This window comes from Parasphingopyxis sp., assembly GCF_052168295.1.
In the GTDB taxonomy this organism is placed as follows: Bacteria; Pseudomonadota; Alphaproteobacteria; order Sphingomonadales; family Sphingomonadaceae; genus Parasphingopyxis.
Genome location: NZ_JBQLZN010000089.1, coordinates 161,044 through 187,626, shown reverse-complemented (window position 1 = coordinate 187,626; position 26,583 = coordinate 161,044). Strand labels below are relative to the sequence as shown.

At 63.2% G+C, this 26,583-nt stretch carries 24 protein-coding genes and 1 riboswitch; of the genes, 12 read left to right on the top strand and 12 right to left on the bottom strand.

All coding sequences use genetic code 11. The annotated features are described in order from the left end of the window. Positions 1–81 precede the first annotated feature (81 nt). Both ACTS1Z_RS15190 and ACTS1Z_RS15185 read right to left on the bottom strand, forming a co-directional pair. Positions 82–1,014, bottom strand: coding sequence for a TraB/GumN family protein (locus tag ACTS1Z_RS15190; protein ID WP_442625312.1), 933 nt, complete (start codon positions 1,012–1,014; stop codon positions 82–84). Positions 1,015–1,056: 42 nt separating this feature from the next. Continuing rightward, positions 1,057–2,013, bottom strand: coding sequence for a TraB/GumN family protein (locus ACTS1Z_RS15185; RefSeq protein ID WP_442625311.1), 957 nt, complete (start codon positions 2,011–2,013; stop codon positions 1,057–1,059). Between the two features lie 172 nt (positions 2,014–2,185). Here ACTS1Z_RS15185 and ACTS1Z_RS15180 point away from each other — a divergent pair, with 172 nt between their 5' ends. The 3 genes from ACTS1Z_RS15180 (at position 2,186) to ppdK (ending at position 8,148) form a co-directional block, all read left to right on the top strand. Beyond that, positions 2,186–3,088, top strand: coding sequence for a glycine--tRNA ligase subunit alpha (locus ACTS1Z_RS15180; protein ID WP_442625310.1), 903 nt, complete (start codon positions 2,186–2,188; stop codon positions 3,086–3,088). Beyond that, a complete protein-coding gene (gene glyS / locus ACTS1Z_RS15175) occupies positions 3,088–5,382 on the top strand; it encodes a glycine--tRNA ligase subunit beta (protein ID WP_442625309.1) in 2,295 nt (764 codons plus the stop codon). The genes ACTS1Z_RS15180 and glyS overlap by 1 nt, the downstream gene beginning before the upstream one ends. 90 nt (positions 5,383–5,472) lie before the next feature. Beyond that, the gene (gene ppdK, locus ACTS1Z_RS15170) at positions 5,473–8,148 is read left to right on the top strand and encodes a pyruvate, phosphate dikinase (protein ID WP_442625308.1); all 2,676 of its coding nucleotides are present in this window, start codon (positions 5,473–5,475) and stop codon (positions 8,146–8,148) included. Between the two features lie 69 nt (positions 8,149–8,217). Here ppdK and ACTS1Z_RS15165 read toward each other — a convergent pair whose 3' ends face one another. From ACTS1Z_RS15165 to ACTS1Z_RS15135, 7 genes are read right to left on the bottom strand one after another with little or no spacing between them, the layout of a single operon-like run. Beyond that, positions 8,218–9,210 (bottom strand): type II secretion system F family protein, encoded by a 993-nt coding sequence (locus ACTS1Z_RS15165; RefSeq protein ID WP_442625307.1) that lies wholly within the window; start codon positions 9,208–9,210, stop codon positions 8,218–8,220. 21 nt (positions 9,211–9,231) lie between these two features. Then, positions 9,232–10,209, bottom strand: a complete 978-nt coding sequence (locus ACTS1Z_RS15160) for a type II secretion system F family protein (RefSeq protein WP_442625306.1) — start codon at positions 10,207–10,209, stop codon at positions 9,232–9,234. A 51-nt stretch (positions 10,210–10,260) separates the two neighbouring features. Further along, the gene (locus ACTS1Z_RS15155) at positions 10,261–11,547 is read right to left on the bottom strand and encodes a pilus assembly protein CpaE (protein WP_442625305.1); all 1,287 of its coding nucleotides are present in this window, start codon (positions 11,545–11,547) and stop codon (positions 10,261–10,263) included. Continuing rightward, positions 11,547–12,191 (bottom strand): CpaD family pilus assembly protein, encoded by a 645-nt coding sequence (locus ACTS1Z_RS15150; RefSeq protein ID WP_442625304.1) that lies wholly within the window; start codon positions 12,189–12,191, stop codon positions 11,547–11,549. The genes ACTS1Z_RS15155 and ACTS1Z_RS15150 overlap by 1 nt, the downstream gene beginning before the upstream one ends. Positions 12,192–12,218: 27 nt before the next feature. Beyond that, entirely contained in the window at positions 12,219–13,844 is a 1,626-nt protein-coding gene (locus ACTS1Z_RS15145; protein WP_442625303.1) for a type II and III secretion system protein family protein, read from the bottom strand. A 1-nt stretch (position 13,845) separates the two neighbouring features. Then, on the bottom strand, positions 13,846–14,901 hold the full coding sequence (gene cpaB / locus ACTS1Z_RS15140; protein ID WP_442625302.1) for a Flp pilus assembly protein CpaB: 1,056 nt from the start codon (positions 14,899–14,901) through the stop codon (positions 13,846–13,848). Positions 14,902–14,937: 36 nt separating this feature from the next. Continuing rightward, complete coding sequence (locus ACTS1Z_RS15135; RefSeq protein ID WP_442625301.1) at positions 14,938–15,417, bottom strand: A24 family peptidase; 480 nt, start codon at positions 15,415–15,417, stop codon at positions 14,938–14,940. Between the two features lie 48 nt (positions 15,418–15,465). Between ACTS1Z_RS15135 and ACTS1Z_RS15130 the strand changes: the two genes are divergently transcribed. The 3 genes from ACTS1Z_RS15130 to ACTS1Z_RS15120 all read left to right on the top strand — a co-directional run bounded on the left by ACTS1Z_RS15130 (position 15,466) and on the right by ACTS1Z_RS15120 (position 17,799). Next, on the top strand, positions 15,466–16,422 hold the full coding sequence (locus tag ACTS1Z_RS15130; protein ID WP_442625300.1) for an alpha/beta fold hydrolase: 957 nt from the start codon (positions 15,466–15,468) through the stop codon (positions 16,420–16,422). Then, positions 16,419–17,531 (top strand): NAD(P)/FAD-dependent oxidoreductase, encoded by a 1,113-nt coding sequence (locus tag ACTS1Z_RS15125; protein ID WP_442625299.1) that lies wholly within the window; start codon positions 16,419–16,421, stop codon positions 17,529–17,531. The genes ACTS1Z_RS15130 and ACTS1Z_RS15125 overlap by 4 nt, the downstream gene beginning before the upstream one ends. Positions 17,532–17,622: 91 nt before the next feature. Then, the gene (locus ACTS1Z_RS15120; RefSeq protein ID WP_442625298.1) at positions 17,623–17,799 is read left to right on the top strand and encodes a YegP family protein; all 177 of its coding nucleotides are present in this window, start codon (positions 17,623–17,625) and stop codon (positions 17,797–17,799) included. Between the two features lie 183 nt (positions 17,800–17,982). Here the strand turns inward: ACTS1Z_RS15120 and rnhA are convergent, their stop codons facing one another. Genes rnhA through ispH form a run of 3 tightly spaced genes read right to left on the bottom strand, consistent with a single transcriptional unit; the run spans position 17,983 to position 20,339 of the window. Further along, entirely contained in the window at positions 17,983–18,426 is a 444-nt protein-coding gene (gene rnhA, locus ACTS1Z_RS15115; protein ID WP_442625297.1) for a ribonuclease HI, read from the bottom strand. Continuing rightward, positions 18,423–19,382, bottom strand: a complete 960-nt coding sequence (gene thrB / locus ACTS1Z_RS15110; RefSeq protein ID WP_442625296.1) for a homoserine kinase — start codon at positions 19,380–19,382, stop codon at positions 18,423–18,425. The genes rnhA and thrB overlap by 4 nt, the downstream gene beginning before the upstream one ends. Positions 19,383–19,388: 6 nt before the next feature. Then, positions 19,389–20,339, bottom strand: a complete 951-nt coding sequence (gene ispH, locus ACTS1Z_RS15105) for a 4-hydroxy-3-methylbut-2-enyl diphosphate reductase (protein ID WP_442625295.1) — start codon at positions 20,337–20,339, stop codon at positions 19,389–19,391. Between the two features lie 110 nt (positions 20,340–20,449). On the opposite strand from ispH, the gene ACTS1Z_RS15100 reads away from it, so the two are divergent. The 6 genes from ACTS1Z_RS15100 (at position 20,450) to gcvPB (ending at position 26,579) form a co-directional block, all read left to right on the top strand. Further along, positions 20,450–21,103 (top strand): hypothetical protein, encoded by a 654-nt coding sequence (locus ACTS1Z_RS15100; RefSeq protein ID WP_442625294.1) that lies wholly within the window; start codon positions 20,450–20,452, stop codon positions 21,101–21,103. A gap of 5 nt (positions 21,104–21,108) precedes the next feature. Beyond that, on the top strand, positions 21,109–21,759 hold the full coding sequence (locus ACTS1Z_RS15095) for an MOSC domain-containing protein (protein WP_442625293.1): 651 nt from the start codon (positions 21,109–21,111) through the stop codon (positions 21,757–21,759). A gap of 98 nt (positions 21,760–21,857) precedes the next feature. Continuing rightward, positions 21,858–21,946, top strand: a riboswitch (glycine riboswitch). 145 nt (positions 21,947–22,091) lie between these two features. Then, positions 22,092–23,222 (top strand): glycine cleavage system aminomethyltransferase GcvT, encoded by a 1,131-nt coding sequence (gene gcvT / locus ACTS1Z_RS15090; protein WP_442625292.1) that lies wholly within the window; start codon positions 22,092–22,094, stop codon positions 23,220–23,222. A gap of 11 nt (positions 23,223–23,233) precedes the next feature. Further along, positions 23,234–23,605 (top strand): glycine cleavage system protein GcvH, encoded by a 372-nt coding sequence (gene gcvH / locus ACTS1Z_RS15085; RefSeq protein WP_442625291.1) that lies wholly within the window; start codon positions 23,234–23,236, stop codon positions 23,603–23,605. Between the two features lie 32 nt (positions 23,606–23,637). After that, positions 23,638–25,020: an aminomethyl-transferring glycine dehydrogenase subunit GcvPA gene (gcvPA, locus tag ACTS1Z_RS15080; RefSeq protein ID WP_442625290.1), complete on the top strand. Its 1,383-nt coding sequence runs from the start codon at positions 23,638–23,640 to the stop codon at positions 25,018–25,020. Further along, positions 25,017–26,579, top strand: a complete 1,563-nt coding sequence (gene gcvPB / locus ACTS1Z_RS15075) for an aminomethyl-transferring glycine dehydrogenase subunit GcvPB (protein ID WP_442625289.1) — start codon at positions 25,017–25,019, stop codon at positions 26,577–26,579. Before gcvPA ends, gcvPB begins: the two co-directional genes overlap by 4 nt. The last annotated feature ends 4 nt before the right edge of the window (positions 26,580–26,583 follow it).

The following is a 26,583-nucleotide window of genomic DNA, read 5'->3' as shown; positions in this document are numbered from 1 at the left end:
GGGACAGCGGGCTTTGGCAACTGTTTGTCGGACGTGGTTTCCGTCAGAGTTTTCCGACGGTTCGGGTCTAACAGATAGCGCCTACTGCACCCGTTCGACCTCGATCCCCGCTTCGGCCAGGAAATCCTGAACGGTGAACTGACCGGCCAGATGGCCTGCACCCACGGCCATGAACACCGTGCCGGGCTCCGCCAGCCGTTCGCCGATCCATTCCGCCCAATTGGCGTTGCGGCGCGTCAGCAGCGCCTCGCGCAGCGGATCGGACTCGACAAGCTCGCCGTCGAACGCTTCGGCGATCGCCGCTTCGTCGCCGCGTCGCCAGGCATCGAGCATCGCGTCGAACTCTTCGCGCGCCTCGTCCGCCGATCCGACGACCGAGGTCAGGAAATAGCGCTGCGCCTCTTCCGGCAGCGTATCGAAAAAGCCCAATTGTTCGGCCGGTGTTTCGAGGCCCGAAATCGGTTTCTCGGCAAGCTGGAAGGTCAGTTCGAGCTGCTCCTCCACGCCGTTTTCCGGATCGAGGCCGAGATCGGCGAGCGTCACCTGCACGAGCATCAGCGCCGCCGCCCAGGTCTCCAGACCGTTGAGGAAGGATTCGGGGAAGGGGCCGCGCTCGATCATCGCCGCAAGATCGGCTTGCGCGTCGGCATCCACACGGTCGCCGATCGGCGGCAGGTTGGGCGAAATGCCGAGCCGCATTAGCAACAGCGCCGCATCGCTCTGTTCGCCCGAAATCACGGTTTCGATGACGAGCGCGTCGGACGCGGCGATGGCTTCGTCGATGACCGCGTTCCGCCATTCGAAACCGGTCGGGAGGATGTGGATCGTGCCGAACAGCCAGATCGTCGTATCCTCGTCGGCAATCCGCCATAGTGCGGGAGAGGCCGTAGTTGCAGCAAGCGTCTCCGCGACGGCCGTGGCAGGCGTGGTTTCGACGGTTTGCGGCGTTTGCGCCGGGGCGCAGGCGGCGAAGAGCATGCCGGCGAGTGCGGCGGTGATCATCTTGATTTTCATGGCGCCCCTATCCGCGATTTGCCGGGCAAAGAAAAGCCTGCATCAGTGCACACGCTCGACGGTAAAGCCGCGCGCGTTCAGCATGGTCTGCAGCGAGGCGCTGCCGGCGAGATGGCAGGCGCCGACCGCGAACAAGACGTCGCCCGGATTGCCGAGCCGCCCGATCAGCCATTCGATCCAGTTGGCATTGCGCTGGACGAGGAGGATTTCGCGGAGCTGGGGCGGGAAATTCTCGTCATCGTCGCACTGTTCGGCCATCGTGCCCATATTGCCCGTCACCCAGCCCTGCAGCAGCGTATCGAGCTCGGCACTCGCCGATTCCGGCGCGCCATCGCCGACCAGGCTTTCCAGCAATTCCCGCTGCGTCTCTTCGGGCTGCAGCCGGAAGAAATCTATCTGCTCCATGGGGCTTTCAACGGCCCCGATCGGCTTGTCCTGACCTGAGAAGATATCGATCAGCTGATATTCGACGCCCGTCGTCTCGTAATCGTCGCCCTCGGCATAGGCGTTCTCGAACGAACTCGCGATCAGATAGAGGATCACCATCCAGGTCTGCATGTGATCGAGATCGCCGGGCCCGATATTGCTGTATTTGAGCACTTCGCGCAGCGGCATCCGATATTCGCGCGATACGCGATCGAGCAGCGGCACGGGTTCGTCGAGCCTGATCAGCGCGCCGAAGCCGTCCGTATCCGCATAGAGCGCTTCGGCTTCCTCCTCGCTGGATTCGAGGACCAATTCGTCGGCCTCGGCGATGATCGCGTCGAGCTCCGGACTGCGCCAGGCGAAGCTGTGGGGCAGGACGTGATTGGTGCCGAACAGCCAGATGCGCGTGTCAGCGTCCGACAGGAGCCAGATGGCGGGTTGCGGCGCGCCGGCGGCGAGCGTGCGATCGGGTTCGGCCGGTGGTTCCGGCGGCGGCGCGGCGGTGGCGGAGGCGACAAATAGCGGCAGCGCGGCGGCGCAGATCGCAAATTTCAAAAAACTTCGGAGCGGCATCTACTCAACTTTCGCGGGCTTCGGCCATGGTCGACACGAATTCGGCCCCCGTCAACCATTTGGCGGCGGACTGCGGTGCATGGCCGACTGTGGGCATCCGCATCACGCTTCGCTTGACCCCTGCGGCCGCATGCGCCAATCCGCGCGCACCGTTTATTGCAACTGCGAAGGCATGTCCCGAGCACAGCCGAAGGGCCGACCATTGGGCGATACGACCCCGCTCAGTTTCCAGCGATTGATCCTCACGCTTCACGATTATTGGAGCGACAAGGGCTGCGTGATCCTGCAGCCCTATGACCTCGAAATGGGGGCGGGGACGTTCCACCCGGCAACGACGCTGCGCGCGCTCGGCCCCGATCGGTGGAACGCGGCCTATGTCCAGCCTTCGCGGCGCCCGACAGACGGCCGCTATGGCGAAAACCCGAACCGGCTCCAACACTATTATCAATATCAGGTAATCCTGAAGCCGAGCCCGCCCGATATCCAGCAGCTCTATCTTGACAGCCTTGTCGCGATCGGGATCGATCCGCTGAAGCACGATATCCGGTTCGTCGAGGATGACTGGGAGTCGCCGACGCTCGGCGCCTGGGGTCTGGGCTGGGAGGTCTGGTGCGACGGGATGGAGGTGACGCAGTTCACCTATTTCCAGCAGGTCGGCGGGTTCGATTGCAAGCCGGTCTCGGGCGAGCTGACCTATGGGCTGGAGCGCCTCGCCATGTATATCCAGGGCGTCGACAGCGTATACGATCTCGCCTTCAACGATGAGGGGGTGACGTACGGCGACGTGTTCTTCGATAACGAAAAGCAATTCAGCGCCTGGAATTTCGAGCACGCCAATACCGAAACGCTGTTCCAGTGGTTCAAGGATGCGTCGGCGGAAGCGAAGAATTGCATCGCTGCCGAATTGCCGCTCCCGGCCTATGACCAGGCGATCAAGGCCAGCCATATCTTCAACCTGTTGCAGGCGCGCGGCGTGATCTCGGTCGCCGAGCGTCAGGCCTATATCGGCCGGGTCCGCGACCTCGCGGTCGGCGCGTGCGAAGCGCATATGACGAAGAACGGGTGGAGCGCCTGATGGCCGATTTCCTGCTCGAACTGCTGTCCGAGGAAATCCCGGCGCGGATGCAGCGCAAGGCGCGCGAAGACCTCGAACGTCTGTTTGCCGCCGAACTGGAGGGCGCGGGGCTGAAGGCCGAAAGCATTGAAACTTATTCCACGCCGCGGCGGTTGGCGCTGATCGCGCGCGGGCTGCCGACCGAGACCGAGGCGACGCGCGAGGAGCGCAAGGGGCCCAAGGCGGATGCGCCGGATCAGGCGATCGACGGTTTCCTGCGCTCGACCGGGCTGACGCGCGACGATCTCGAAACGCGCGAGGTGAAGGGCAAACCGACGCTGTTCGCGGTGATCGACAAGCCGGGCCGCAAGACGGCCGATGTGCTGGGCGAGGCGATCCCCGCCATCATTCGCGCTTTCCCATGGCCGAAATCGATGCGCTGGGGCGCGGCATCGGCGAGCACCGAAAGCCTGCGCTGGGTCCGCCCGCTGCAGGGCATCGTCGCGATCCTCGGCGATGAGCTTGTCGCGTGCGAGATCGACGGTATCGCTTCGGGCTACGAGACGGTCGGTCATCGCTTCCATCATCAGGGCGTGGTGACCATCGGCGGGGCGGACGATTATGCGGAGAAGCTGCGCGCCTGCCATGTCATCGTCGATCACAAGGAGCGCGAGGGGATCATCCGCACGCGCGCCAATGCGCTGGCCGAGGCGGCGGGGCTGACCCGCAAGCAGGACCTGGGTCTGGTCGAGGAAAATGCCGGGCTGACCGAATGGCCGGTGCCGCTGCTCGGCAGTTTCGACGAGAATTTTCTCTCGGTAGCGCCCGAGGCGATCACGCTGGCGATGCGCAGCCACCAGAAATATTTCGCCTGCCTGAAACCGGACGGCAACCTCTCGCCCCACTTTATCTGCGTCGCGAACCTTGAGCCGGCGGACGATGGCGCGCATGTCGTCGCGGGCAATGAGAAGGTGCTGGCGGCGCGGCTGTCGGACGCCAAATTCTTCTGGGAAGAAGATCAGTTTGTATTCACGGACTCTTCTCGCACGGAGATTGAAAGACGGAAGACATTAGAAGAGCATGCGCAAAAGCTCGACCAGATCGTCTTTCACGAAAAGCTCGGCACGGTCGCCGACAAGGTGGATCGCGTCGCCAAGCTCGCACGCTGGCTGGCGGAAGAGGGCATCGTGCCCAATGCGGATCCCGACAAGGCCGAACAGGCCGCTCGCCTCGCCAAGGCCGATCTCGTCACCGGCATGGTCGGCGAGTTCTCGGACCTGCAGGGGATCATGGGCGGCTATTACGCAGCCAATGAAGGGCTGGACGACGAAGTCGCCGCCGCAATCCGCGATCACTATAAGCCGGTCGGGCAGGGCGATGAGGTTCCGACAGCGCCTGTAACGGTGGCGGTGTCGCTGGCGGACAAACTGGATACGCTCGCTGCGTTCTTTGCGATCGACGAGAAGCCCACCGGGTCGAAAGATCCATTTGCACTAAGACGAGCGGCTTTAGCGATCATTTCTATAATTTTGGACAATCGTCTCCGCTTAAGCTTCGTTACTGAGTTCTATAATGCGCATCTCGGTGTCCTAGAGATGGCTTTCGAGAAGGCTGAGCGGCTGAAACTGAAGTCTGAGTCCTTCATGGCTTTTCAAGAGGACGTAAAGAAGGCGATAGCAGCTGGTCCTCAAGCTGCTTCGTCAATTAATATTCGACAAGAGCTTGCTGATGAGATCACTGATCCAGTCACGCTCGCTTTGATGCTTGCTCTTAGAGACCAGTATCGCCAAGGCCCTGAGGTGTTCGTCGAGTCCGCGATGAACTTCTTCGCCGACCGCCTCAAAGTCCAACAGCGCGAGGCCGGTGTCCGGCACGACCTGATCGATGCGGTGTTTGCGCTGGGCGGGGAGGACGATCTTGTCCGGTTGCTCGCCCGCGTGAAAGCGTTGCAGACATTCCTCAAAACTGCCGACGGCGCGAACCTGCTTGCCGGGTACAAGCGCGCGGCAAATATCCTCAAGAAAGAAGAATGGGAGCCGGTCGAGGGTGACTATTCCCCCGAACCCGAAGAGGCGCTGTTGCGCGAGGCGCTGGAGCGGGCGGAGCCCGAGGCCGAAGCCGCGATCGCGGCCGAGGATTTCGAAGGGGCGATGGCGGCGCTCGCGACGCTGCGCAAACCGATCGACGCCTTTTTCGACAAGGTCACCGTCAATGACGACGATCCCGTGAAGCGCGCATCGCGGCTTCAAATGTTGGAACGGATGCGCGATGCTGTACACCGGGTCGCCGACTTCTCGAAGATCGAAGGCGGATAGCGGGATGCGTTTCGAGGAGGAGGCCTGCCAGGGGTTTATCGGGCGGGCCAGTGTCAACCAGTGTCAACCGAGCGAAGGAAAGCGCCCGTAATGACCCAATATGTGTACCGGTTCGGCGGCGGCGTGTCCGATGGCGGGCAGGGGGACAAGAATCTCCTCGGCGGCAAGGGTGCGAACCTTGCCGAAATGGCGTCGATCGGCCTGCCGGTGCCGCCGGGCTTCACGATTTCGACCGAGATGTGCACGCGCTATTATGCGGATGGGGAGGTGTTTCCGGATGAATTGCGGGAGCAGGTCGCCAATGGCATCGCCCATGTCGAACAGGTAACCGCCAAGCGCTTCGGCGACGCCGCCGATCCACTGCTCGTCTCGGTGCGGTCGGGCGCGCGGGTGTCGATGCCGGGCATGATGGATACGGTCCTCAATCTCGGCCTCAACGACGAGACGGTGCAGGGGCTTGCCGAGACGTCCGGCGATCCGCGTTTCGCCTGGGACAGCTATCGCCGCTTCATCCAGATGTATGCCGACGTCGTGCTCGGCCTCGATCATGGCACGTTCGAAGAAGCGCTCGAAATCGCCAAGGAAGACAAGGGTATATATCTCGATACGGAGATGGCGGCTGAAGACTGGGAGAAGCTGGTCGGCGAATATAAGCGCATCGCCGAGGAGGAACTCGGCCATCCTTTTCCGCAAGACCCGCAGGACCAGCTTTGGGGCGCCGTAGGTGCGGTGTTCGGCTCGTGGCAGGCGGAACGCGCGAAGGTCTATCGCCGGATCAACGATATCCCCGGCGACTGGGGCACGGCGGTCAATGTCCAGGCCATGGTTTTCGGCAATATGGGTGAAACCTCGGCCACCGGGGTGGCGTTTACCCGCGATCCCTCGACCGGCGAGCGCGCCTATTATGGCGAATGGCTGATCAATGCGCAGGGCGAGGATGTCGTCGCCGGCATCCGCACGCCGCAATATCTGACGAAAGCCGCGCGCGGGGCGGCGAATGCCAAGCCCGCCTCGATGGAAGAGGCGATGCCCGACACCTATGGCGAGCTCGCCAAGGTCTTCGATCTGCTGGAAACCCATTATCGCGACATGCAGGATATCGAGTTTACCGTGGAACGCGGCACACTCTGGATGCTGCAGACCCGCGCGGGCAAGCGCACGGCGACGGCCGCGCTCAAGATCGCCGTCGATATGGCGGGCGAGGGGCTGATCAGCGAAGAGGAGGCCGTGCAGCGCGTCGATCCGGGCGCGCTCGATCAGTTGTTGCACCCGACGCTCGATCCCGATGCGGAGCGCGATGTGATCGCGCAGGGCTTGCCCGCGTCGCCGGGCGCGGCCTCGGGCGTCGTCGTGTTCGATGCCGATAGCGCCGAGCGGCATGCGGCGGCCGGCGAGGATGTGATCCTGGTGCGCGTCGAAACCTCGCCCGAGGATATTCACGGGATGCACGCGGCCAAGGGCATTTTGACGGCGCGCGGCGGCATGACGTCGCACGCCGCCGTCGTCGCGCGGGGCATGGGGCGGCCCTGCGTATCGGGCACGGGCAGTGTCTCGATCGACGCCAAGGCGAAACAGTTCACCGTGATGGAGCGCGTCTTCAAGGAAGGCGATACGATCACCATCGACGGCGCGACCGGCGAGGTGATGGCCGGCGAGGTCGCGACCGTGAAGCCCGAGCTCGCCGGCGATTTTGCGCGGCTGATGGAATGGGCCGACCGGGCGCGGCGGATGCGCGTGCGCACCAACGCCGAGACGCCCGCCGATTGCCGCACGGCGCGCGAATTCGGCGCGGAGGGCATTGGCCTCTGCCGCACCGAACACATGTTCTTCGATGCGCGGCGGATCACGGCGGTGCGCCAGATGATCCTCGCGACGAACGAGGCCGGGCGGCGCGATGCTCTGGCGAAACTGCTGCCTGAACAGCGCGGCGACTTTGCCGAGATATTCACGATCATGGCCGGGCTGCCGGTCACGATCCGGCTGCTCGATCCGCCGCTGCACGAATTCCTGCCGCATGGCGATGAGGAGATGCAGGACGTTGCCGACGCGGTGGACGTGTCGATCGATACGCTGCGGCGGCGCGTGCAGGAGCTGCACGAGTTCAACCCGATGCTCGGCCATCGCGGCTGCCGGCTCGGTGTTACGTATCCCGAGATATACGAGATGCAGGCGCGCGCGATTTTCGAGGCGGCGCTCGAAGTTGCGGCGGACAGCGACGAGGCGCCGATCCCCGAAGTCATGGTCCCTTTAGTCGCGACGCGGCGCGAGCTGGAGCTGATGAAAGCGGTCATCGACCGGACGGCCGAAGCCGTGTTCGAGGAGAAGGGCGCGCGTATCGACTATATGGTCGGCACGATGATCGAATTGCCGCGGGCCGCCCTGCGGGCGGGTGAGATTGCGGAAGAGGCCGAGTTCTTCAGCTTCGGCACCAACGATCTCACGCAAACCGCGCTCGGCGTGTCGCGCGACGATGCCGGACGTTTCCTCGGCGCCTATGTCGATCAGGGCGTCTATCCGCGCGATCCGTTCGTGAGCCTCGATATCGAAGGTGTGGGCGAGTTGATCGCGTTGGCGGCCGAGCGTGGCCGGGCAGCGCGCGACGGAATCAAGCTCGGCATTTGCGGCGAACATGGCGGCGATCCGGCTTCGATCGTCTTCTGCGAAGAGACCGGGCTCGATTATGTCAGCGCCTCGCCCTATCGCGTGCCGATCGCGCGGCTGGCGGCGGCGCAGGCGGCGCTGGCTTCGTCAAAGAGCCGCGCCTGAGCGTTAGCGAAGGTCTGAAAAAATCGCAGCGGAGCCGGGAGAGAGGTGCCCGGCCCCGCCGCGATATCATCAGCCGACGAGATTGTCCGAGATCGAGCAGGCCGCAGGGCCGAGGATCACGACGAACAGCGTCGGCAGGATGAACAGGATCAGCGGAACGGTCATGATCGCCGGGAGGCGCGCTGCCTTTTCCTCGGCGCGCATCATGCGCTCGTTCCGGAATTCGGCGGACAGGACGCGTAGTGCGCTGGCCAGCGGCGTACCGTATTTCTCGGTCTGGATCATGGTCGTGACCACGCCGCGCACCGCTTCGAGATCGACGCGATAGGCGAGATTCTCGAACGCCTGGCGCCGTTCGGTCAGGAAGCCGAGTTCTATAGCGGTCAGCGCGAATTCGTCGCCGAGTTCGGGATAGGCCGCGCCCAGTTCGCGCGCGACGCGGGTGAAGGCCGCATCGACGGTAAGGCCGGCTTCGGCACAGATGACGAGTAGATCCAGCGCATCGGGCAGACCCTTGCGAATCTCGTCCGACCGCTTGGCGACTCTGTTCGATACGTAGAGATCGGGCGCTTTGTAGCTGAGCAGCAACGTACCGCCGACGATCATGAACTTCTTGAACGGCGTATAGTCGGCCAGATAGCCGAAGCCATAGACGGCGATTGCTAGGCCGCCCCCGATGACGATCGGCAGCACGAGCCGCGCGAAGATGACCGCAACCGCCAAGTCCTTCGACCGGATGCCGGCCTGTGCGAGGCGCTGCTGCGCTTTCTGGAGCTGTTCGTCCTGCAGCGTGTTGAGCGACTTCAGCAGCGAGCGCATGCGATCCGTCGTCTCGTTCTTGCGGACGAGCGATTTACGCTCGCGGCGCGCCGACGCCGTGATCCCGGCTTTCAGCTGCTCGCGCCGGTCGTTGAGCGACTTGACGCGTTTGGCCATGGGATCGCGCACCGTGGTCGCGGCGTAGAGCGCAACGAGCACGGCAAAGGTCGCCACGGCCGCGAGTAGCGTCGCGACGAGGATTACGTCGATGCCGAGTATCGTGGGGCCGGCAGCTTCGGTCATGTCTCTCTTGCTCCCGTCCCGCTAGATTTCGAAATTGACCATTTTGGCCATGATGAACACGCCGATACCCATCCAGACGAGCCCGCCCAGCCCGGCGATGATCAGTCGTTCGTCGACGAAGAACTCGCCCATATAGCTCGGGTTGATCATCATGATCATGCCGAACACGATGAACGGCAGCGATCCGACGATATAGGCCGAAGCCTTGGATTCCGCGGACATTGCCTTGATCTTCAGCTTCATCTGGCTCCGCTGGCGCAGGACGTTCGCTAGATTGGACAATGTTTCGGCTAGGTTGCCGCCCGTTTCGCGCTGAATGGCGAGCGTGATGCAGAAAAAGTTGAACTCGGGCGTGTTGAGCCGCTTCGCCGTATCTTCCAGCGCCTCGTCCATCGTCTTGCCGATCTTCATCTTGTCGACAACTTCGCCGAACTCGGTCCCGACCGGGTCGGGCACTTCGCTGGCGACGACCTGCAGCGTTTCGGAGATAGGCAGGCCCGACCGCAAGCCGCGAACGAGAAGCTCGATCGCGTCGGGAAATTTGGCGTTGAAGCTGTTGATGCGCCGCTTGATCAGGAAACCGACCACCATGTGCGGCAGGCCGAAACCGAGAAAGGTGCCGACCAGAAGCGCGAGATAGATCGGCATGCCACGGAAATAGAAAAGTCCGCCGACGACCACGGTGATGCCGACGATCGCCATCATATACTGGCCGAGCGTCCAGTTCATGCCGGTCTGCTTCAATCGCAGGCGTAGCATTTCGGGCTTCGGAATGAAGCGGCCGGCGAAGCTGTCCATCTTCGTATCGCGCTTCGCGAGGATCCGGTTCATCTGCGCTTCGGCGGAAATCTGGCTTGTCGCCGGAGCATGCCGCTGACGCAGCGAGCCGAGCCGCTTCGCCTGGGCCTTCTGCACATTAGGCCCGGAAAAGGCGAAATAGAGCAGCGCCAGGAAACCGAGCGTCCCAACGAAAAAGATGATCATGGGAAGGATAGTCATAAAACGCTTTCCATTCGCTGCTGGGCCAACGGCCGTATCGGGCCGCCGGCTTTACGCGTCCGCCGTTTCCTTTTTCCCCGATTTCTTGGAGATCAGCGACTTGAGTCCGCCGAGCTTGTCCATCAGCGAACCGCCGTCGTCGGTTTCGTCGCTCTGCTCGCCGTCGAGGCTGACTATGCGATCGGCAAGCTGCCGCAGCCCCGAGCCGACCTTGCTGGACCCCGACGCTTCGGCAAGCGTCTTGCCAAGCTTGGCCGCCTGGACCGCGATCTTCTGATCGAACGGAATGACCAGATCGATCTTGCGTTCGACCGACGTTTCGAAATCCTTCTTTGAGATTTCGAGCATGTTGCCGGCCGGTACGCGGTTCGCGACCAGTATCACCTGCGCCTGTGGCGCGTTCGATTTGAACCAGGACAGCAGCCGGATCGTATCGCGCGTCGCAGCGAGTGTCAGCTCGGTCACGATCACGGCGCGGTTTACGTCGTTGAGCAGATGCGGATACTGGATCAGCGTCTGGCGCGGAATGTCGATCACCGAGATTTCAAAGGCGCTGCGGATCTCTTCTTCGAGCTGGTAATAGGCACTACCGTCAGTCAGCATCGGCTGGTTGATCGGGGCCTCCGCGGAGAGGACGGCGAGCTTCTCGTTCGCCTTGACCATGGCGCGTTCGATGAACAGGCCGTCGATGCGGCTCGGATTTTCGATCGCGTCGATCAGCCCGCGGCCGGGCTCGAGGTCGAGCGCCAGCGCATCGGTACCGAAATGGATGTCCAGATCGAGCAGTGCCGTCAGCCGGCCTTGCTGCTCGCTCGTCAGCCAGGCGATCGAACTCGCAAGCGTCGAAGCGCCGACGCCACCACGCGTGCCGATAAAGGCGGTCATCACGTGCGGCCGATCCTGTTCCTCGCCATCCGCATTGCGCGGTCCGGCTAGCACCATCTGCGCCTGCGTTAGCGCATCGCGGAGCTGATCGGCGTTGAACGGCTTCAGCAGATAGTCCTGAATTCCGCTCGACAACAGATCGCGATACAACCGTACGTCGTTGACCTGGCCGGCCGCGATAACGATCGTACCGGGCTCGCAGACTTCGGCGAGCCCATTGATATCGTTCAGCGGATCGCTGCTTTCGGACAGGTCGACGAACAGGATGTTCGGGCTTGCCGATACCGAGAGCGACTGGACTGCGTTGCTAAGCCCGCCCTTGGCGACCTTTTCCTGTGCCCAGCCAAGTTCCGAAGCAATCGGCTTCATAAGCTCGGCGGTTTCGTCGTCGCAGACATAGGCCTGGAACGGATCGCGCATTGAGGCCGAACCTGGGTTAAAAGGTGCGTTCATCAATTGCCTCCTGTCGTCGTAGCTTCTTGCTGCAAGCCGTTACCGGCGCCTGTCGGTGTGGCGTCGCGATAGCTGTCAATGGCCCGCGAGGTCGTACGCGGATCGATCGTGCCGTCGCCGCGCTGGCCACGAACCAGATCTTCGGGATTGGCCACCATCGCGGCGAGATTACCGTTGGTCGAACAGCCATAGTTCGAACCCGTCGAACCCGCGTAATTCCAAAGCGAGTCGCGATCCCAGTTCGGGCAGTTCGGCACCTCGGCATGCATGCGGCTTACGACGACACGCATCTGGCCCGGCGCGATCTGACCGGCGGTAACCGGCGCCCGATCGGCGAGAAGCAATCCGTAACGGCCGGCGATCTCCGCGACAGCCTGGCGCCGTCCGGCGTTGCCGTACGGGCTGGGGTCGTCGATGGAAACGCGGTCGCCATAACCGAGTTCGATCGTTTCGAACCAGTCGGCGATGCGCGCCTGTTCGCTATAGGACAGCGTATCGCCGCCGGCATTGACGTCGAAAACGTAGTCAGCGCGGCTGACGACAGGCTGGTTGATCGGCGTGAGACCCTGGTTCACCGGACCACCCGCACAGGCAGACAGCGTGCCGGCTATGGCGAGAAGGGCGGAAGTGGCAAGAATGCGCATGATAATCTTCTCCAAGAAACGCTGAAACTAGTCGGTGAACGAAAAGCCCGGTGCCGCTGAGCGTGCCGGCTGGGCGCTGGCGGCATTTTGCTGCGGCGCCGGCGCCTGGCTGACCGCTCCATTCTCGAGGCCCGGTTGTACGGTCGTCGGCGGTGCCATCGTCGGCCCCGGACGGGTCGCGCCCGTCTCGCCGCTGAAAGTCCGGCCCAGGAACACACGCTCGAGATCGCTGGGCGAGCGATAGCCATCGGTCGGCAACGCAATCTGATTGGCCGATACCGGCTGCACCAGATAGGGCGTCACGACGATCACCAGTTCGGTTTCCGCACGCCGCCAGCGATTGGAGCGGAACAGCGTACCGAGGATCGGCACATCGCCGAGCCCGGGTGTGCGGTCGACATTGCTGTTATGGCTGTTCTGGAGCAAGCCGGCGATCATGAAGCTCTGGCCGGAGCCGAGTTCGACGGTCGTTTCCGCCCGGCGCGTCGTCAGAGCCGGAACGGTGAAGCCGTTGAGCTGGATCGCGCCATTGTCCGAGAGCTCGGAGACTTCCGGACGCACGCGCATCGAAATGCGGCCATTGTCCAGAACGACCGGCGTAAAAGCCAGGCTGACGCCGAACTGCTTATATTCGATCGAGACCGAACCCAGACCCTGAGAGAGCGGGATCGGGAACTCGCCGCCAGCGAGGAAGCTTGCGGTCTCGCCCGAAAGCGCCGTCAGGTTCGGCTCGGCGAGCGTGGTCACCAGGCCTTCGGTTTCCGCGAGATCGAGACGGCCCAGAATATCGAGTCCGAAAAGCCGGCCCGCGGCGGCGAGCGCGGTCCGTCCATCCTGCGGCAGGTTGAACGTGTTGGCCGTGCCCGGCGATGTGATGAACTGACCCGTAGCCGGATTGAACGGCAGATCGATTGATCCCGGCGGAAGTCCGTACAGCGCGCTTGCGTCGACAAGCGGGAAACCGGAGAGATCGGCATTGCCGATCGTGCCCGGATTGCCGCGGCCGATACCGAACTGGAAACCGCCCGTAGTGTCACGCGTCAACAGGTTGGCGCCGATATCGCGGACAACCGAGCGGCTGACCTCGGCGATGCGGACCTGCAGATTGACCTGCAGCGGCGTTGCGGTGCGCAGGCGGGAAACCACCTGCGTGCCCTCGCCGACAAAGGCCTGGACCAGGGACTGGGCTTCCTGCACGTCGCTCGGCGACGCAACGGTACCGGTCAGCAGTACAAGACCATTCATCGGTGTGGCGACGATCGATGCTTCGGGCATCGCCAGGTCCAGCATCGAGGAGACGCTGTTGAGATTCTGGCCAACGCGCACGGTCGTCGAATAAACCACATTGCCGGCTGCGTCGGTTGCATAGACCGTGGTCTCGCCAGCGGCCTTGCCGAACACGTAGAGCGCACGCGAGGAGCGCACCTGGACATCCGCGATATCGTCGTTGGCGACGAACAGGTCCGTCATGGAGCGCGGAAGATTGACCAGCTGGCCGCGGCCGACAGAGAGCGTCAGGCTGCTCGTCGGCTGGGGCCGGGCGTCAACCTGTGCCTGTACCGGATCGGCAGCGGGCGCGCCGAGGCCGAGTGCGATCGCCGAAACTGCGGCGGCAGCGACGGCCGTAAGGCGGGTTTTGCGTAGAATGGTCATCTTAGTTACCCCCAACAGGTACGTGCGTGACAGAGTTGCCGCGGGCGACGCGCACCGAAGGACCTTCGGGGCGTGCGCTCGACTGGGCACCCGGGATCGGATTGCCAGTAGCAGCGGCGAGCATGGCAGCCGCCATCTGCGCGGCCGTGCTGCCCGGGCCATCATTGTCCTGGCTCTGGGCCGGCACCGTGCGGCGCTGGAAGCGCGAAACGTCGCCGCCCGTCACATAGGTCGTGTCGGTGTCGACTGGCCGCTGCGCGACTTCGATCAGCATCCGGCGTTCGGCATCGGGATCGTCGCCGTCAGGCATTTCGATCTCGCCGGCAGCGATGGCGCGTTCGAGTTCGGCTGTGTTGTCGGCGATCGAGCGCAGCGAGAGCGAGAGCGAGCCCATGGTCTGAGCAACCGCGATCTTTTCCGCGATGCGCGGCGTCACCTCGACGGTGACGGTGTTCGACACCTGAACGCGGGTATCCCCGTCTTCAGTCGTCTCGGTTTCGGTGCGCTGGTCGGTCGCGAGAATGCGCAGATTGCGAATGATGGTCTCCGACGCATGAAGCGCGGGTCCGTCACCGCCGCCTTCGACTTCCTGGGTCAGGACAAGGTCGACGCGGTCGCCCGGAAACACGAAACCGGCAACACCGCTCTGTACCGAGACCGGCACCGTTACGGCGCGCATGCCCGGGCCGAGCGCCGCGGCAAGGAAGCCACGATCGCCGGGGCGCACGAGCGAACCCTGCGTGATCGGCTGACCGGCGGTGATTTCGGTACGCACGACCGTACCGAGCAGTTCGTCGATATTGGATTCGTCGCGAATGAAATAGCTGCCTTCGATCAACTCTTCCGGCCAGGGCTGGAAGCGGAAGCTGTCCTGGTTGATGATAGTGCCGACGGGAAGCGCGCGTGTCGCGACCAGCACCATCGGCCCCTGGGGCTCGGCTTCGGCAGCAACCGCGGTCGGCGCACTGCCGTCCGCGAACATGCTGCGCGCCATAAAGGCGGTAACCGCTGCGACCAGCAGCGCACCTACGAGCAAAATGACTTTACGTGCATCCATGACGGTCTTTGCCTCCTGTCAGGCTTTCTTGGCCGATCAGATCGTTACGGCCCCAATGGTTAAAATCTCGTTCAGCACCACCCAAAGACCGCCGATGGCGATTGCGATCCCGTAAGGAACCTCGGGTTTCTCGGGCTTTTTTCGGAGGCGGTGGTAAATCAGCATCACTGTGGTCAGGATGCCACCGGCAATTGCCATGACGACCAGCATTATCGGGAGTTGCATCGGCGTCATCCACAGCGCGAGCGCGCCGATCATCTTGACGTCGCCCCCGCCCATGGCGCCGATCGCGAAGGCGCCCGTAAAAAGAATGAATAGTGCGAGCGCCAGCCCGACGATGATTGCGATTTCGGGCCACAGCGCAAAACCCGCGGCCCACCAGTAGAGCGGCGCTGTGAGCGCGATAGCCGCATTCAGCTTGTTCGGAATGTCGCGGCGCAGCCAGTCGCCATACGCCGCGTAGAGCAGCGCAGGCACCAGCAATACTACCGAAAAAAGTGGTGCTGCCCCTGTCATGGGGGATGGCACTAAGGCTTACTGCTTTCTAAACCGTAACCAGCAACTATGAAAAAAAACCACGTAGACCGCCGCGCCTATCCCGAAGCCATGGTCCTCGACCGCTGGCATGCGCCCGATGGCTGGGATCACAGGCGATGGACGTGGAACGTGCCGGAACCCCGAAAATCATGCGGCAGCATCATATTCCAGACTGGCCGCGGCGATATCTTCGAAAAATATCTGGAGACCCTTCACGAATGGCATCGGGCAGGCTGGAATCTCACCGGCTTCGACTGGCGGGGACAGTCCGGTTCTGGCCGCTTCCTGACAGATCCGACGGTTGGCCATATCGCCAGTTTCGATCCCTGGATCGAAGACCTCGCGGAATTTGTGCGCGGCTGGCGGGCCGAAATGCCCGGGCCGCACATTCTCGCAGGGCATTCCATGGGCGGGCATCTTGCCATGCGGTACCTGATCGATCACCGGCCCGGACTCGATGGCGCCATTCTCAGCGCGCCGATGCTCCGTGTCGTGTCCCAACCGCTGCCGAAGCGCCTTGCCGCCTTTATCGCGCGCCAGTTCGCGCGGTTCGGTTTTGCGGACCAGCATGCCTGGCAGGAAAATGAACGGCCTTCATTGCCCGGCAGTTCGCGGCAGAAATTGCTGACCCATGATTTCGAGCGCTACTCGGACGAGGATTGGTGGTTGAAGCGCAAGCCCGAACTCAAGATCGGCCCGCCGAGCTGGCAATGGCTGGTCTCCGCCTATGCATCGTCCGCGGCCATGTTTGCGCCCGATACGTTCGAAAAGGTCACAACCCCCGTCCTGATCGTCGCAGCGCTCAAGGATCGGCTCGTCGATGCCAATGCCATCAAGGAAGCGGCGCGCCGGCTGCCAAACGCCAAATTGTTCATGCACGATCACGCCGCGCATGAGGTGCTTCGCGAGCGAGACGATATGCGCGACGAATTCATGGCGGAGGTCATGCGGTTTCTCGATGAGCGGGCGACGCAGGCCGCATGACATTCGATTTCGCGATTGTCGGCGCCGGCATGGCCGGCGCGAGCCTTGCGGCGGAACTCGCGCCCGCGGGATCGGTCGTCATGCTCGAAGCGGAAGAGATGCCGGGATATCACGCGACCGGCCGGTCGGCGGCCTTCTGGTCGGAAACCTATGGCGGACCTGCGGTGCAGCCACTGACCAGCGCTTCGCACGATTTTCTCGCCGCGCCGCCGCCCGACTTCGCTGACCGTTCCTTTCTCGACCGTCGCGGCGCGCTGCATATCGCAGAGGCGACCGGCGCATCGATGCTCGAAGCCTTTCTCGCCGATTTCGCGAAAAGCGACGTGGTGCTTGAACCGTTATCGGCCGCGGCGCTCGCCGGTCATTGTCCCGGATTGCGCGACGGCTGGAACCGTGCCGTTCTCGAGCCGAGCTGTGCGGATATCGATGTCGCCGGTTTGCATCAGGCCTATCTCCGCGCCGCGAAACGGGCCGGTGCCGACTTGCGCTGCTTAGCCCCCGTGACCGAAATCGAGCGTGTCGGCGATGGTTGGCGGTTACGTGCAGGAAACGAAACGATAGAGGCCCGCATTCTCATCAACGCCGCCGGCGCATGGGCGGATGAGGTTGCCGCATTGGCCAGTGTCGAACCGATCGGCATCGCGCCGTTTCGCCGCACGGTCGTGCAGTTGCGAACCGACCCTGCCGCGCCCGCCGATCTTCCGCTGGTAATCGACATTGAGGGGCGCTTTTATTTCAAAGGCGAGGCCGGCGGTCGTATCTGGCTAAGTCCGCACGACGAGACGCCGGCACCGGCTGGCGACGTTGCCGTGGAAGAAATGGATATCGCGCTCGCCATCGACCGTTTCGAAAAGGCTGTCGACTGGAAGGTTCTCGCGGTCGAGCGGAAATGGGCGGGGCTCAGAAGCTTCTCGCCGGATCGCTTGCCCGTCTACGGTTTCGACCCCGCGTCGCCCGATTTCTTCTGGTGCGCGGGGCAGGGCGGCTTTGGCATTCAGACAGCGCCCGCCGCTGCCAGGCTGTCACGCGCACTGATTCTCGAAGAGGCGATGCCCGCATCGCTCGCGGGTGTCGATGCGGCGGTCTACGCGCCAGATCGCTTTTCCTGATCCGATTGTTACAGTTTAAAGGCTTTCGCCCTAGGCGTCCGAGCCGCTTTCGCTTAATGCCATTGGCCCAATACATAATCGGGAGGCCCTGATGGCGCATAAATTCGAAATCTGGAAAGACAAAAAAGGCGAGTTTCGCGTTCGCTTCAAATATAATTCGGAAGTGATGTTCTCGACCGAAGGCTATTCCAGCAAATCGAGCGCCAAGAATGCGATCAAGTCGATCCAGACCAAGGGTCCCGACGCCCCGATCGAAGATAACAGCTGAAGCTTTTGTCAGACCCGACCTGTCGGTCGAGCGCGGCACCGGCCCTCTCCCCCTCCCGACCTCCCACAGGGTACAATGAATGGGAGGTCGGGAGGGGGAGAGGGCCGGTGCCGCGATTTCGCGTTAGCGAAATTCTGACAAAAAGAATCTGCCGCGCCTGAGGCGAAGCCGAAGGTCTGACAATCAGAATCCCGCCGCGATCGCCTCGGCGGCGTCGCTGGCGAGCCGATCCGCGCGTTCATTGTCGGGATGGCCGGTATGGCCCCTGACCCAGGTCCATTCGATATCGTGCGGCTCTATGGCGGCGAGCAGTTCCTGCCATAGATCGGCATTCTTTACCGGCTTCTTGGCTGCCGTGCGCCAATTATTGCGCAGCCAGCCATGGATCCATTTGGTGATCCCGTCTTTCACATAATTGCTGTCGGTGGTCAGCTTTACGCGGCTCGGCCGCTTGAGCGCTTCGAGCGCGCGGATCGCGGCGATCAATTCCATGCGGTTGTTGGTCGTCTCCGGCTCGGCGCCGGACAGCTCCTTTTCGTGCTCGCCATAGCGGATGACGGCGCCCCAGCCGCCCGGCCCCGGATTGCCCTTGCAGGCGCCGTCAGTGAAAATCTCGACCAGGCTCATGCGGCGAATACCTCGCTCCCCGTCGACCGATAGAATTCAAGCCGGCGGAGAAAGGCGAGCGGATTCTTGCGGGTGACGAGCGCGTCCGCCGGCGTATTGAGCCAGTCCCAGGCCCGGGTCAGCAGGAAACGCAGAGACGCGCCGCGCGCGAGGACCGGCAGCGCCGCCCGCTCGGCATCGCTCAACGCCTGTTCGGCGTCATATCCGGACAGAAGCGCTTGGGAACGATCGGTATCGAAGCCGCCGCCATCGTCGTCGAAACACCAGGCGGCGTGGGTGACGGCGAGATCGTAGGCGCGGATATCGGTGCAGGCGAAATAGAAGTCGATGATGCCGGTGACCCTGTCACCGAGCATCAACACATTGTCCGGAAACAGATCGGCGTGGATGGCCGAGCGGGGCAGGGCATCAGGCCAGTTGGCTTCGAGAAAAGCCAATTCCTCTCCAACGGTCGCGCGCAACCCGGCCTGAATATCATCCAGCGCGGGGCCGCATTGCTCCGCCAATTCCTGCCAGCCATGCAGCGAAAGCGGGTTGGGGCGCTCATCCTCAAAACCGGCCAGCGCCACATGCAGTTTGCCTAGGGCCGTGCCGGTCGCGCGTGCCTGATCGGCATTCGGTTCGCCGAGCGAGACACCGGGCAGGAAAGCGATGAGACAGGCCGGCTTGCCCTCGACCGTCTGAATCTTCTCTCCCTGCCGGTCGGCAATGGCGGGCGGGACAGGCTGGCCGTGTTCCGCGAGATGATCGAGCACATCCAGGAAGAAGGGCAGATCGCTCGCATCGACCCGCTTTTCATAAAGCGTCAGGATGAAACGGTCTTTGCTAGTCTCAATGAGATAGTTGCTGTTCTCGACGCCTTCCGCGATGCCCTTCGCCGATACGAGGGTCCCGACATCATAGCGTTCGAGCAGCCGCGCGATCCGCTCGGCGGACACATGGGTATAGACCGCCATGCGAGATCAGGCGGCTTCGAGGCCGCGTGGCAATTTGAAAAGCATCTTCTCGCGCGTAGTTTCCACTTCGCGTTCTGCGATATCGTAACGTTCGGCGAGCGTATCGACGACCTCGCGGACGAGGATTTCGGGGGCGGAGGCGCCGGCCGTAATGCCGAGCGTCGCCACGCCGTCCAGCCAGTCGAAATCGATTTCCGTCGCGCGCTGGATCAGGCATGCGCGCGTGCCCTGACGCTCCGCCACTTCTACCAGCCGAAGAGAATTGGAGCTGTTCGGCGCCCCGATCACGAACATGGCGTCGCAATTCGAAGCGATGGCCTTCACCGCTTCCTGCCGGTTCGACGTCGCATAGCAGATGTCCTCGCTGCGCGGCGCGTTGATGTTGGGAAAGCGGCGCTGCAGTACTTCGATCATATCCGCCGTATCGTCGACCGAAAGCGTCGTCTGCGTCAGGAAGCCCAGATTGTCGGGATCGTCCACTTCGACATTTTCCGCGTCTTCATGGGTTTCGATCAGCGTCATGGCGCCGGCCGGGACCTGTCCGAACGTCCCGACGACTTCGGGATGATCGCGATGGCCGATAAAGAGGATGTGCTGGCCTTTCTCGACGAGCCGTTCGGCCTGCCGATGGACTTTCGAGACCAGCGGGCAGGTGGCGTCCAGATATTCAAGGCCGCGCTCTTCGGCTTTTGCAGGGACCGCCTTCGGCACGCCGTGCGCGGAGAAGACGACCGGCACGCCGTCCGGCACCTCGTCCAGCTCCTCGACGAAGATTGCGCCCTGTTCCTTCAGTGCATCGACGACATAGCGGTTGTGGACGATCTCGTGCCGGACATAGACCGGCGCGCCATATTTCTCGATCGCGAGCTCGACGATGCGGATGGCGCGATCGACGCCTGCGCAAAAGCCGCGCGGCGCGGCGATCAGGAGCGTCAAAGGCGTTTTGCTGTCATTCATGCGGATCGTCTTACGCGATTGCTTGCAGCGACGGAAGCCGCTTCCTATGAGGGAGCCCGCGTTTTCGCGCGCTGTGCATCGGCGCGGATATTTGAGTAAGGATTTCGTTTGTGCGGAAATATGGAAATATCGCTCTTGCCGCCGCTATCGGGCTAGTTCTGGTGTCCTGCGGACGCCGCGATGTGATTACCGCGGGCGAGTCGGGGATCGGGCTGCTCGTGAACAGAACGGCCTGCCCGGCGGTCGCAACGCCCGTCCACACCAATGAAATCACCCTGTTCGATCCGCGCTCCAGCCGCGAGGCGAGCGCCATCGATGCGACGGCCGTTATTACCAATATTCGCAGCACCTGCGGCGATGCGGCCGACTCCGTCGAGACGATTGCAAGCTTCGAGGTGCACGCGCGGCGTACCAACCCGCGCGGCGAACGGCAGATAGTGCTTCCCTATTTTGCCACCGTGCTGCGCGGAAACGGGCAGATCGTGTCGAAGGAAATCGGTCGTGTCGGTCTGACTTTCGCCGACGGCCAGTATCGCACCACGACCAGCGGCCAGGCCACGGCCCGCGTGTCCCGTGCGGCGCTGACCCTGCCGCCCGATATCGAGGAGCGGCTCACCCGCCGCCGTCGTCCGGGCGATGCCGATGCCGCGCTAGATCCGATGGCCGATCCTGCGGTGCGCACGGCCGTCAATAACATAACCTATGAACTGCTGATCGGATTTCAGCTAGAGCCTGACCAACTCGAATATAACGCGACGCGCTGACGGCGATGGCGGCCTACACGGTCGAAGCCGTTCTCACGGGCCGCGCGCAGCCGCTTCGCGGCGAGGAACTCAGCGCCATCCGCAAAGAGGCCGAAGCCGGGCCGGTGGAAATCGGCGTGCTCGGCCTGATCGGCGACGAGCAGGCGGATCTGCGCGTCCATGGCGGCCCCGAAAAGGCGATCCACCATTATCCGCGCGATCATTATGCCTTCTGGGAATCGCTGCATTTCATGCATCCGAAGCTGGAGAAGCCGGGGGCGTTCGGCGAGAACATATCGACATCGGGTCTTGTCGAGGGTGAAGCCTGTATCGGTGATCGCTATCGGCTGGGAACCGCTCTCGTGGAGCTCTGCCAGGGCCGGCAACCGTGCTGGAAACAGGCGCATGTTATGGACTGGCCGGAGCTGCTCGCGCTGATGGTCAAGCATCGCCGGACCGGCTGGTATTACCGGGTTCTTGAGCCCGGTGCCGTTGCCGCAGGCGACAGCCTCGAATTGCTTGAGCGCCCGCACCCGGAATGGAATGTCGAACGCGTTTTCGGACTCTTGGTCGCCGGCGATGCCAAGGAGGATCCGGCTGCGGTGAAGGCGCTGGCCACATTATCGGTGTTAGCCGAAAGCTGGCGTGCGAAGGCGGAAAAGCTCGCCGCGCGCTGATTTCGGCCCATCCGCCACCGGCTTCGCCGTGTTACCCGTTGACTCTGCTTCGCGCGCGCGCCAATCTTCGCTGCACCGCCGCTGCCGGGAAACCGGCGGATGGCCGCGCGGGAGAGGGTGCGCCTGCCGCACCGCCGAAGGAGCAACCGCCCCGGAATCTCTCAGGCTAAAGGACCGCGCAGCCAATCGGTGCTCTGGAAAGTGGCCATGGTGCAATCCATGTCCCGCCGAAGGGGTAAGCCGTGCACCTAGGTACATGGTGAAAGCTCTCAGGCTTCCGTGACAGAGGGGGCAGGTCGGCGCGGTCCGGCCGTTCTGGTCACGGAGTATATATGGGCGACGACGCGAAACTTCCTCTCGATAGCTGGCACAGGGCCCAGGGCGCGCGCATGGTCGGCTTCGCCGGCTATGAAATGCCGATCCAGTATGAAGGGATCATGGCCGAGCATCTGTGGACGCGCGAGGCCGCCGGTCTGTTCGACGTCAGCCATATGGGACAGCTGCAGCTGATCGGGGAGGGTGCGGCCGAAGCGCTCGAAGCCGTCGTGCCGGGCGATATTTCGGCGCTGAAGCCCGGGCGGATGCGCTACACTTTGCTGCTGGCGCCGGACGGTGGGATCCTCGACGATCTGATGGTGACCAATGCGGACGAGCATCTGTATCTGGTCGTCAACGGCGCGACGAAACATGACGACATCGCCTATCTGCAGGCAAACCTGTCGGACGCGGTCGAACTCAGGCATCTCGAAGGCGAGGGGCTGCTTGCCCTACAGGGGCCTAAGGCGGCGGAAGCGCTGTCGCAGATCGATATCCGCGGTGCGCAGGATACCGAAATGAAGCCGGACGGCCTCTATTTCATGCAAGGGGCGCCTTTCCTCTGGGGCGATGTCCCGCTCGGGGTCAGCCGCTCCGGCTATACCGGCGAAGACGGGTTCGAGATCAGCGTGCCCGGCGAGCATATCGAAGCGCTGGCCGATGCATTGGTCGCACTCGACGCGGTCAAGCCGATCGGCCTTGGCGCGCGCGACAGCTTGCGGCTTGAGGCTGGGTTGCCGCTCTACGGGCACGATCTCACCCCGGAAACGCTCGCCGTCGAAGCCGGCCTCAATTTCGCGCTGAGCAAGAAGCGTCGGGAAACAGCCGATTTCGCCGGCGCCGAGCGGGTGCTCGCCCAGTATCCGGATAAGGCGGATCGCCTGCGCGTGGGCCTCGTTGTCGAGGGCCGCCAGCCGGTGCGGGAGGGCGCGATCGTCGTCGACGATAGCGGCGCGGAGATCGGGCAGGTGACGAGCGGCGGCTTCTCGCCGACGCTGCAACAGCCGATCGCCATGGCCTATGTGCCCGCCAGCCTTGCCGCGCCCGGCACGCAGATCGCGCTGCAGCAGCGCGGCAAGCCGTTTTCCGGCACGGTGACGCCGATGCCGTTCGTTCCGCAAAACTATCACAGACCGCCAAAAAGCTAGGGGAGACCGCGATGGCCCGATATTTCACCGAAGAGCATGAATGGATCGACGTCGATGGCGACCATGCGACGATCGGTATCACCGATTATGCGCAGGAACAGCTCGGCGACATCGTGTTCGTCGAAGTGCCGGAAAGCGGCACAATGCTGGAGAAGGGCGGCGAAGCGGCGGTAGTCGAATCGGTCAAGGCCGCCAGCGACGTCTATGCGCCGGTTTCCGGCGAGGTGAGCGAAGGCAATGACGCGCTCGCCGACGAACCGGCACTGGTGAATAGCTCGCCCGAAGAAGAAGGCTGGTTCTTCCGGATGACCCTGTCGGACGCGAGCGAGCTCGAAGGGCTGATGGACGCGACGGCCTACAAGGCGTTCGTAGACAGCCTGTAAGCGCGGACCGCTGTCCGCGACGGAGAATAGACATGCGATATCTTCCCCTCGAACCTTCTGACCGGGCCGCGATGCTGGCCAAGATCGGCGCGCCGGATATCGATGCGCTGTTCGCCGACGTACCGGAGGAAGCGCGGCTCGACGGGCCAATCCGCGATCTGCCCAATCATGCATCGGAAATGGCCGTCGATGCGGCCTTCCGGAAGATGGCACGGAAGAATAGCGCGGCCGCCGACATGCCCTTCTTCCTGGGCTGCGGCGCCTATCGCCATCATGTCCCGGCGAGCGTCGATCATCTGATTCAGCGCGGCGAATTCCTGACCGCCTATACGCCCTACCAGCCGGAAATCGCGCAGGGCACGCTGCAGATGCTGTTCGAGTTCCAGACGCAGGTCGCGCGCCTGTTCGGGACCGATGTCGCCAACGCCTCCATGTATGACGGCTCGACCGCATGTTGGGAGGCGATCGTCATGGCGCGGCGGATCACCAAGCGGGGCAAGGCGATTCTCTCGTCCGGCTTGCATCCGCATTATGTGTCCGTGGCTAAGACCATGGCGCGTTTCACGCGGGACCAGATCGTGCATTCCGCACCGGAGCTCGTGGCGCAGGGCGATACGGACGGCTTGCTCGACCAGATCGACGACGACACGAGCTGCGTCGTCGTGCAATATCCCGACATTCTCGGCCGGATCGCCGATATGAGCGCGCTTGCCGACAAGGCGCATGCGCACAAGGTGTTGTTGATTGCGGTCGTCACCGAACCGGTTGCGCTGGGCGCGCTCACGCCTCCGGGTGAGATGGGCGCGGATATCGTTGTTGGCGAGGGGCAGTCGATCGGCGTCGGCCTGAACTTTGGCGGGCCCTATGTCGGGCTGTTCGGCTGCAACCAGAAATATGTGCGCCAGATGCCGGGCCGGCTGTGCGGGGAAACCGTCGATGCCGAAGGCAAGCGCGGCTATGTGCTGACGCTGTCGACCCGTGAGCAGCATATCCGGCGCGAAAAGGCGACGTCCAATATTTGTACGAATTCAGGGCTTTGTGCTCTGGCCTTTTCAATTCACATGACATTGCTCGGCGAGGCGGGTTTGCGAAAACTCGCGGCAATCAATCACGCGAAAGCGGTGCGCGCGGCGGATCGTCTGGCCGAAATCCCCGGCGTAGACGTGATCAACGACGCGTTCTTCAACGAGTTCACGGTAACGCTCCCGGAGCGGGCACGGCGGATCGTTCGTACGCTGGCCGATCAGCGGATCTTGGCGGGCGTGGCTTTGAACCGGATGTATCCGGACGAGGAAGCTCTGGCGCACGGCCTCGTCGTTGCCGTCACCGAAACGACGAGCGACGAGGATATCGAGACGCTGGCGGAGGCGCTTGAAGCCGCACTGGCGTCCGCGCGCGAGGAGGTGCCGGCATGAGCATGAACAATCAGGGCCGCCCGACGCAGCCGCACATAACAGAAGGTGCAGCCGAAACCTTCACCGGCAATCGCGCATTGATGCTGGAAGAACCGCTGATCTTCGAGATCGGCGCGGCGGAAGAAACCGGGGTCGATTTCGAGGACGTCCCGGAGGCCGATAGCCGGTTAGGCGGTCTGGACCGTAATCAGCCGATCGGCTTGGTCGGACTGTCCGAACCCGAAACCGTGCGGCATTACACCCGCCTTTCGCGGATGAACTATGCCATCGATCTGGGCCTCTTTCCGCTCGGCTCGTGCACGATGAAGCATAATCCGCGATTGAACGAACGCGTGGCGCGGATGAAAGGCTTTGCCGATATCCATCCGCTCCAGCCGGTCGATTCGGTGCAGGGCGCACTGGAAGTCATTCACGAACTCGGCGAGTGGCTGTGCAAGCTCACCGGCATGCCGGCCGTCGCGATGAGCCCCAAGGCGGGCGCGCATGGGGAGCTGTGCGGGATTCTCGCGATCCGCTCGGCGCTCGAAGCGCGCGGCGATGCCCGCGAAGTCATCTTGGTGCCGGAAAGCGCGCACGGTACGAATCCGGCGACCGCTGCCTTTGCCGGCTACCGGGTCGAAGACATCCCGGCGACCCCCGAGGGCCGCGTCGATCTGGCGGCGCTCGAAGAGCGGTTGGGTCCGGACGTTGCGGGTGTCATGATCACCAACCCGAATACCTGCGGCCTGTTCGAACCGGATATGAAGCGCATTTCGGACGCCGTGCATGAAGCTGGCGGCCTTGTTTATTGCGATGGCGCGAATTTCAACGCGATCGTTGGGCGCGTCCGGCCTGGCGACCTTGGCATCGATGCCATGCACATCAATCTGCACAAAACCTTCTCGACGCCGCATGGCGGGGGCGGGCCGGGCTCCGGACCAGTCGTCTTCTCAGAGGCGCTGGCGCCGTACGCCCCGCTGCCGTTCGTCGAGAAGCAGGGCGATCATTATGTCCTGATCGAGGAGGAAACGGCCGAGGACCATCACGAATCGAGCTTCGGCCGCATGGTCGCCTTTCATGGCCAGATGGGCATGTTCACGCGCGCGCTTGCCTACATGATGAGTCATGGCGCGGACGGGCTGAAACAGGTGGCCGAGGACGCCGTGCTCAACGCCAACTATTTGCTGCGCAGTCTCGAAGACGTGCTCGATGCGCCCTTCGCGGCAAGCGGTCCGTGCATGCATGAGGCGCTGTTCTCGGACAAAGGCTTTGCCGAGGGCTTCACGACGCTCGATCTCGCCAAGGCGCTGATCGACGAGGGCTATCATCCGATGACGATGTATTTCCCTCTGGTCGTCCATGGCGCGATGCTGGTCGAACCGACGGAGACGGAATCGAAAGAGGCGCTCGATCAGTTCATCGGGGCGCTGCGTTCGGTCGTCGAACGGGCCAAGGCCGGGGACGAGACGATGCACGGCGCGCCCTATCACGCGCCGCGACGACGTCTCGACGAGACCGCGGCGGCGCGGAAGCCTATACTGGTGTGGACCGAACCGGAGCATGCCGAAGCCGCGGAATAGTCTT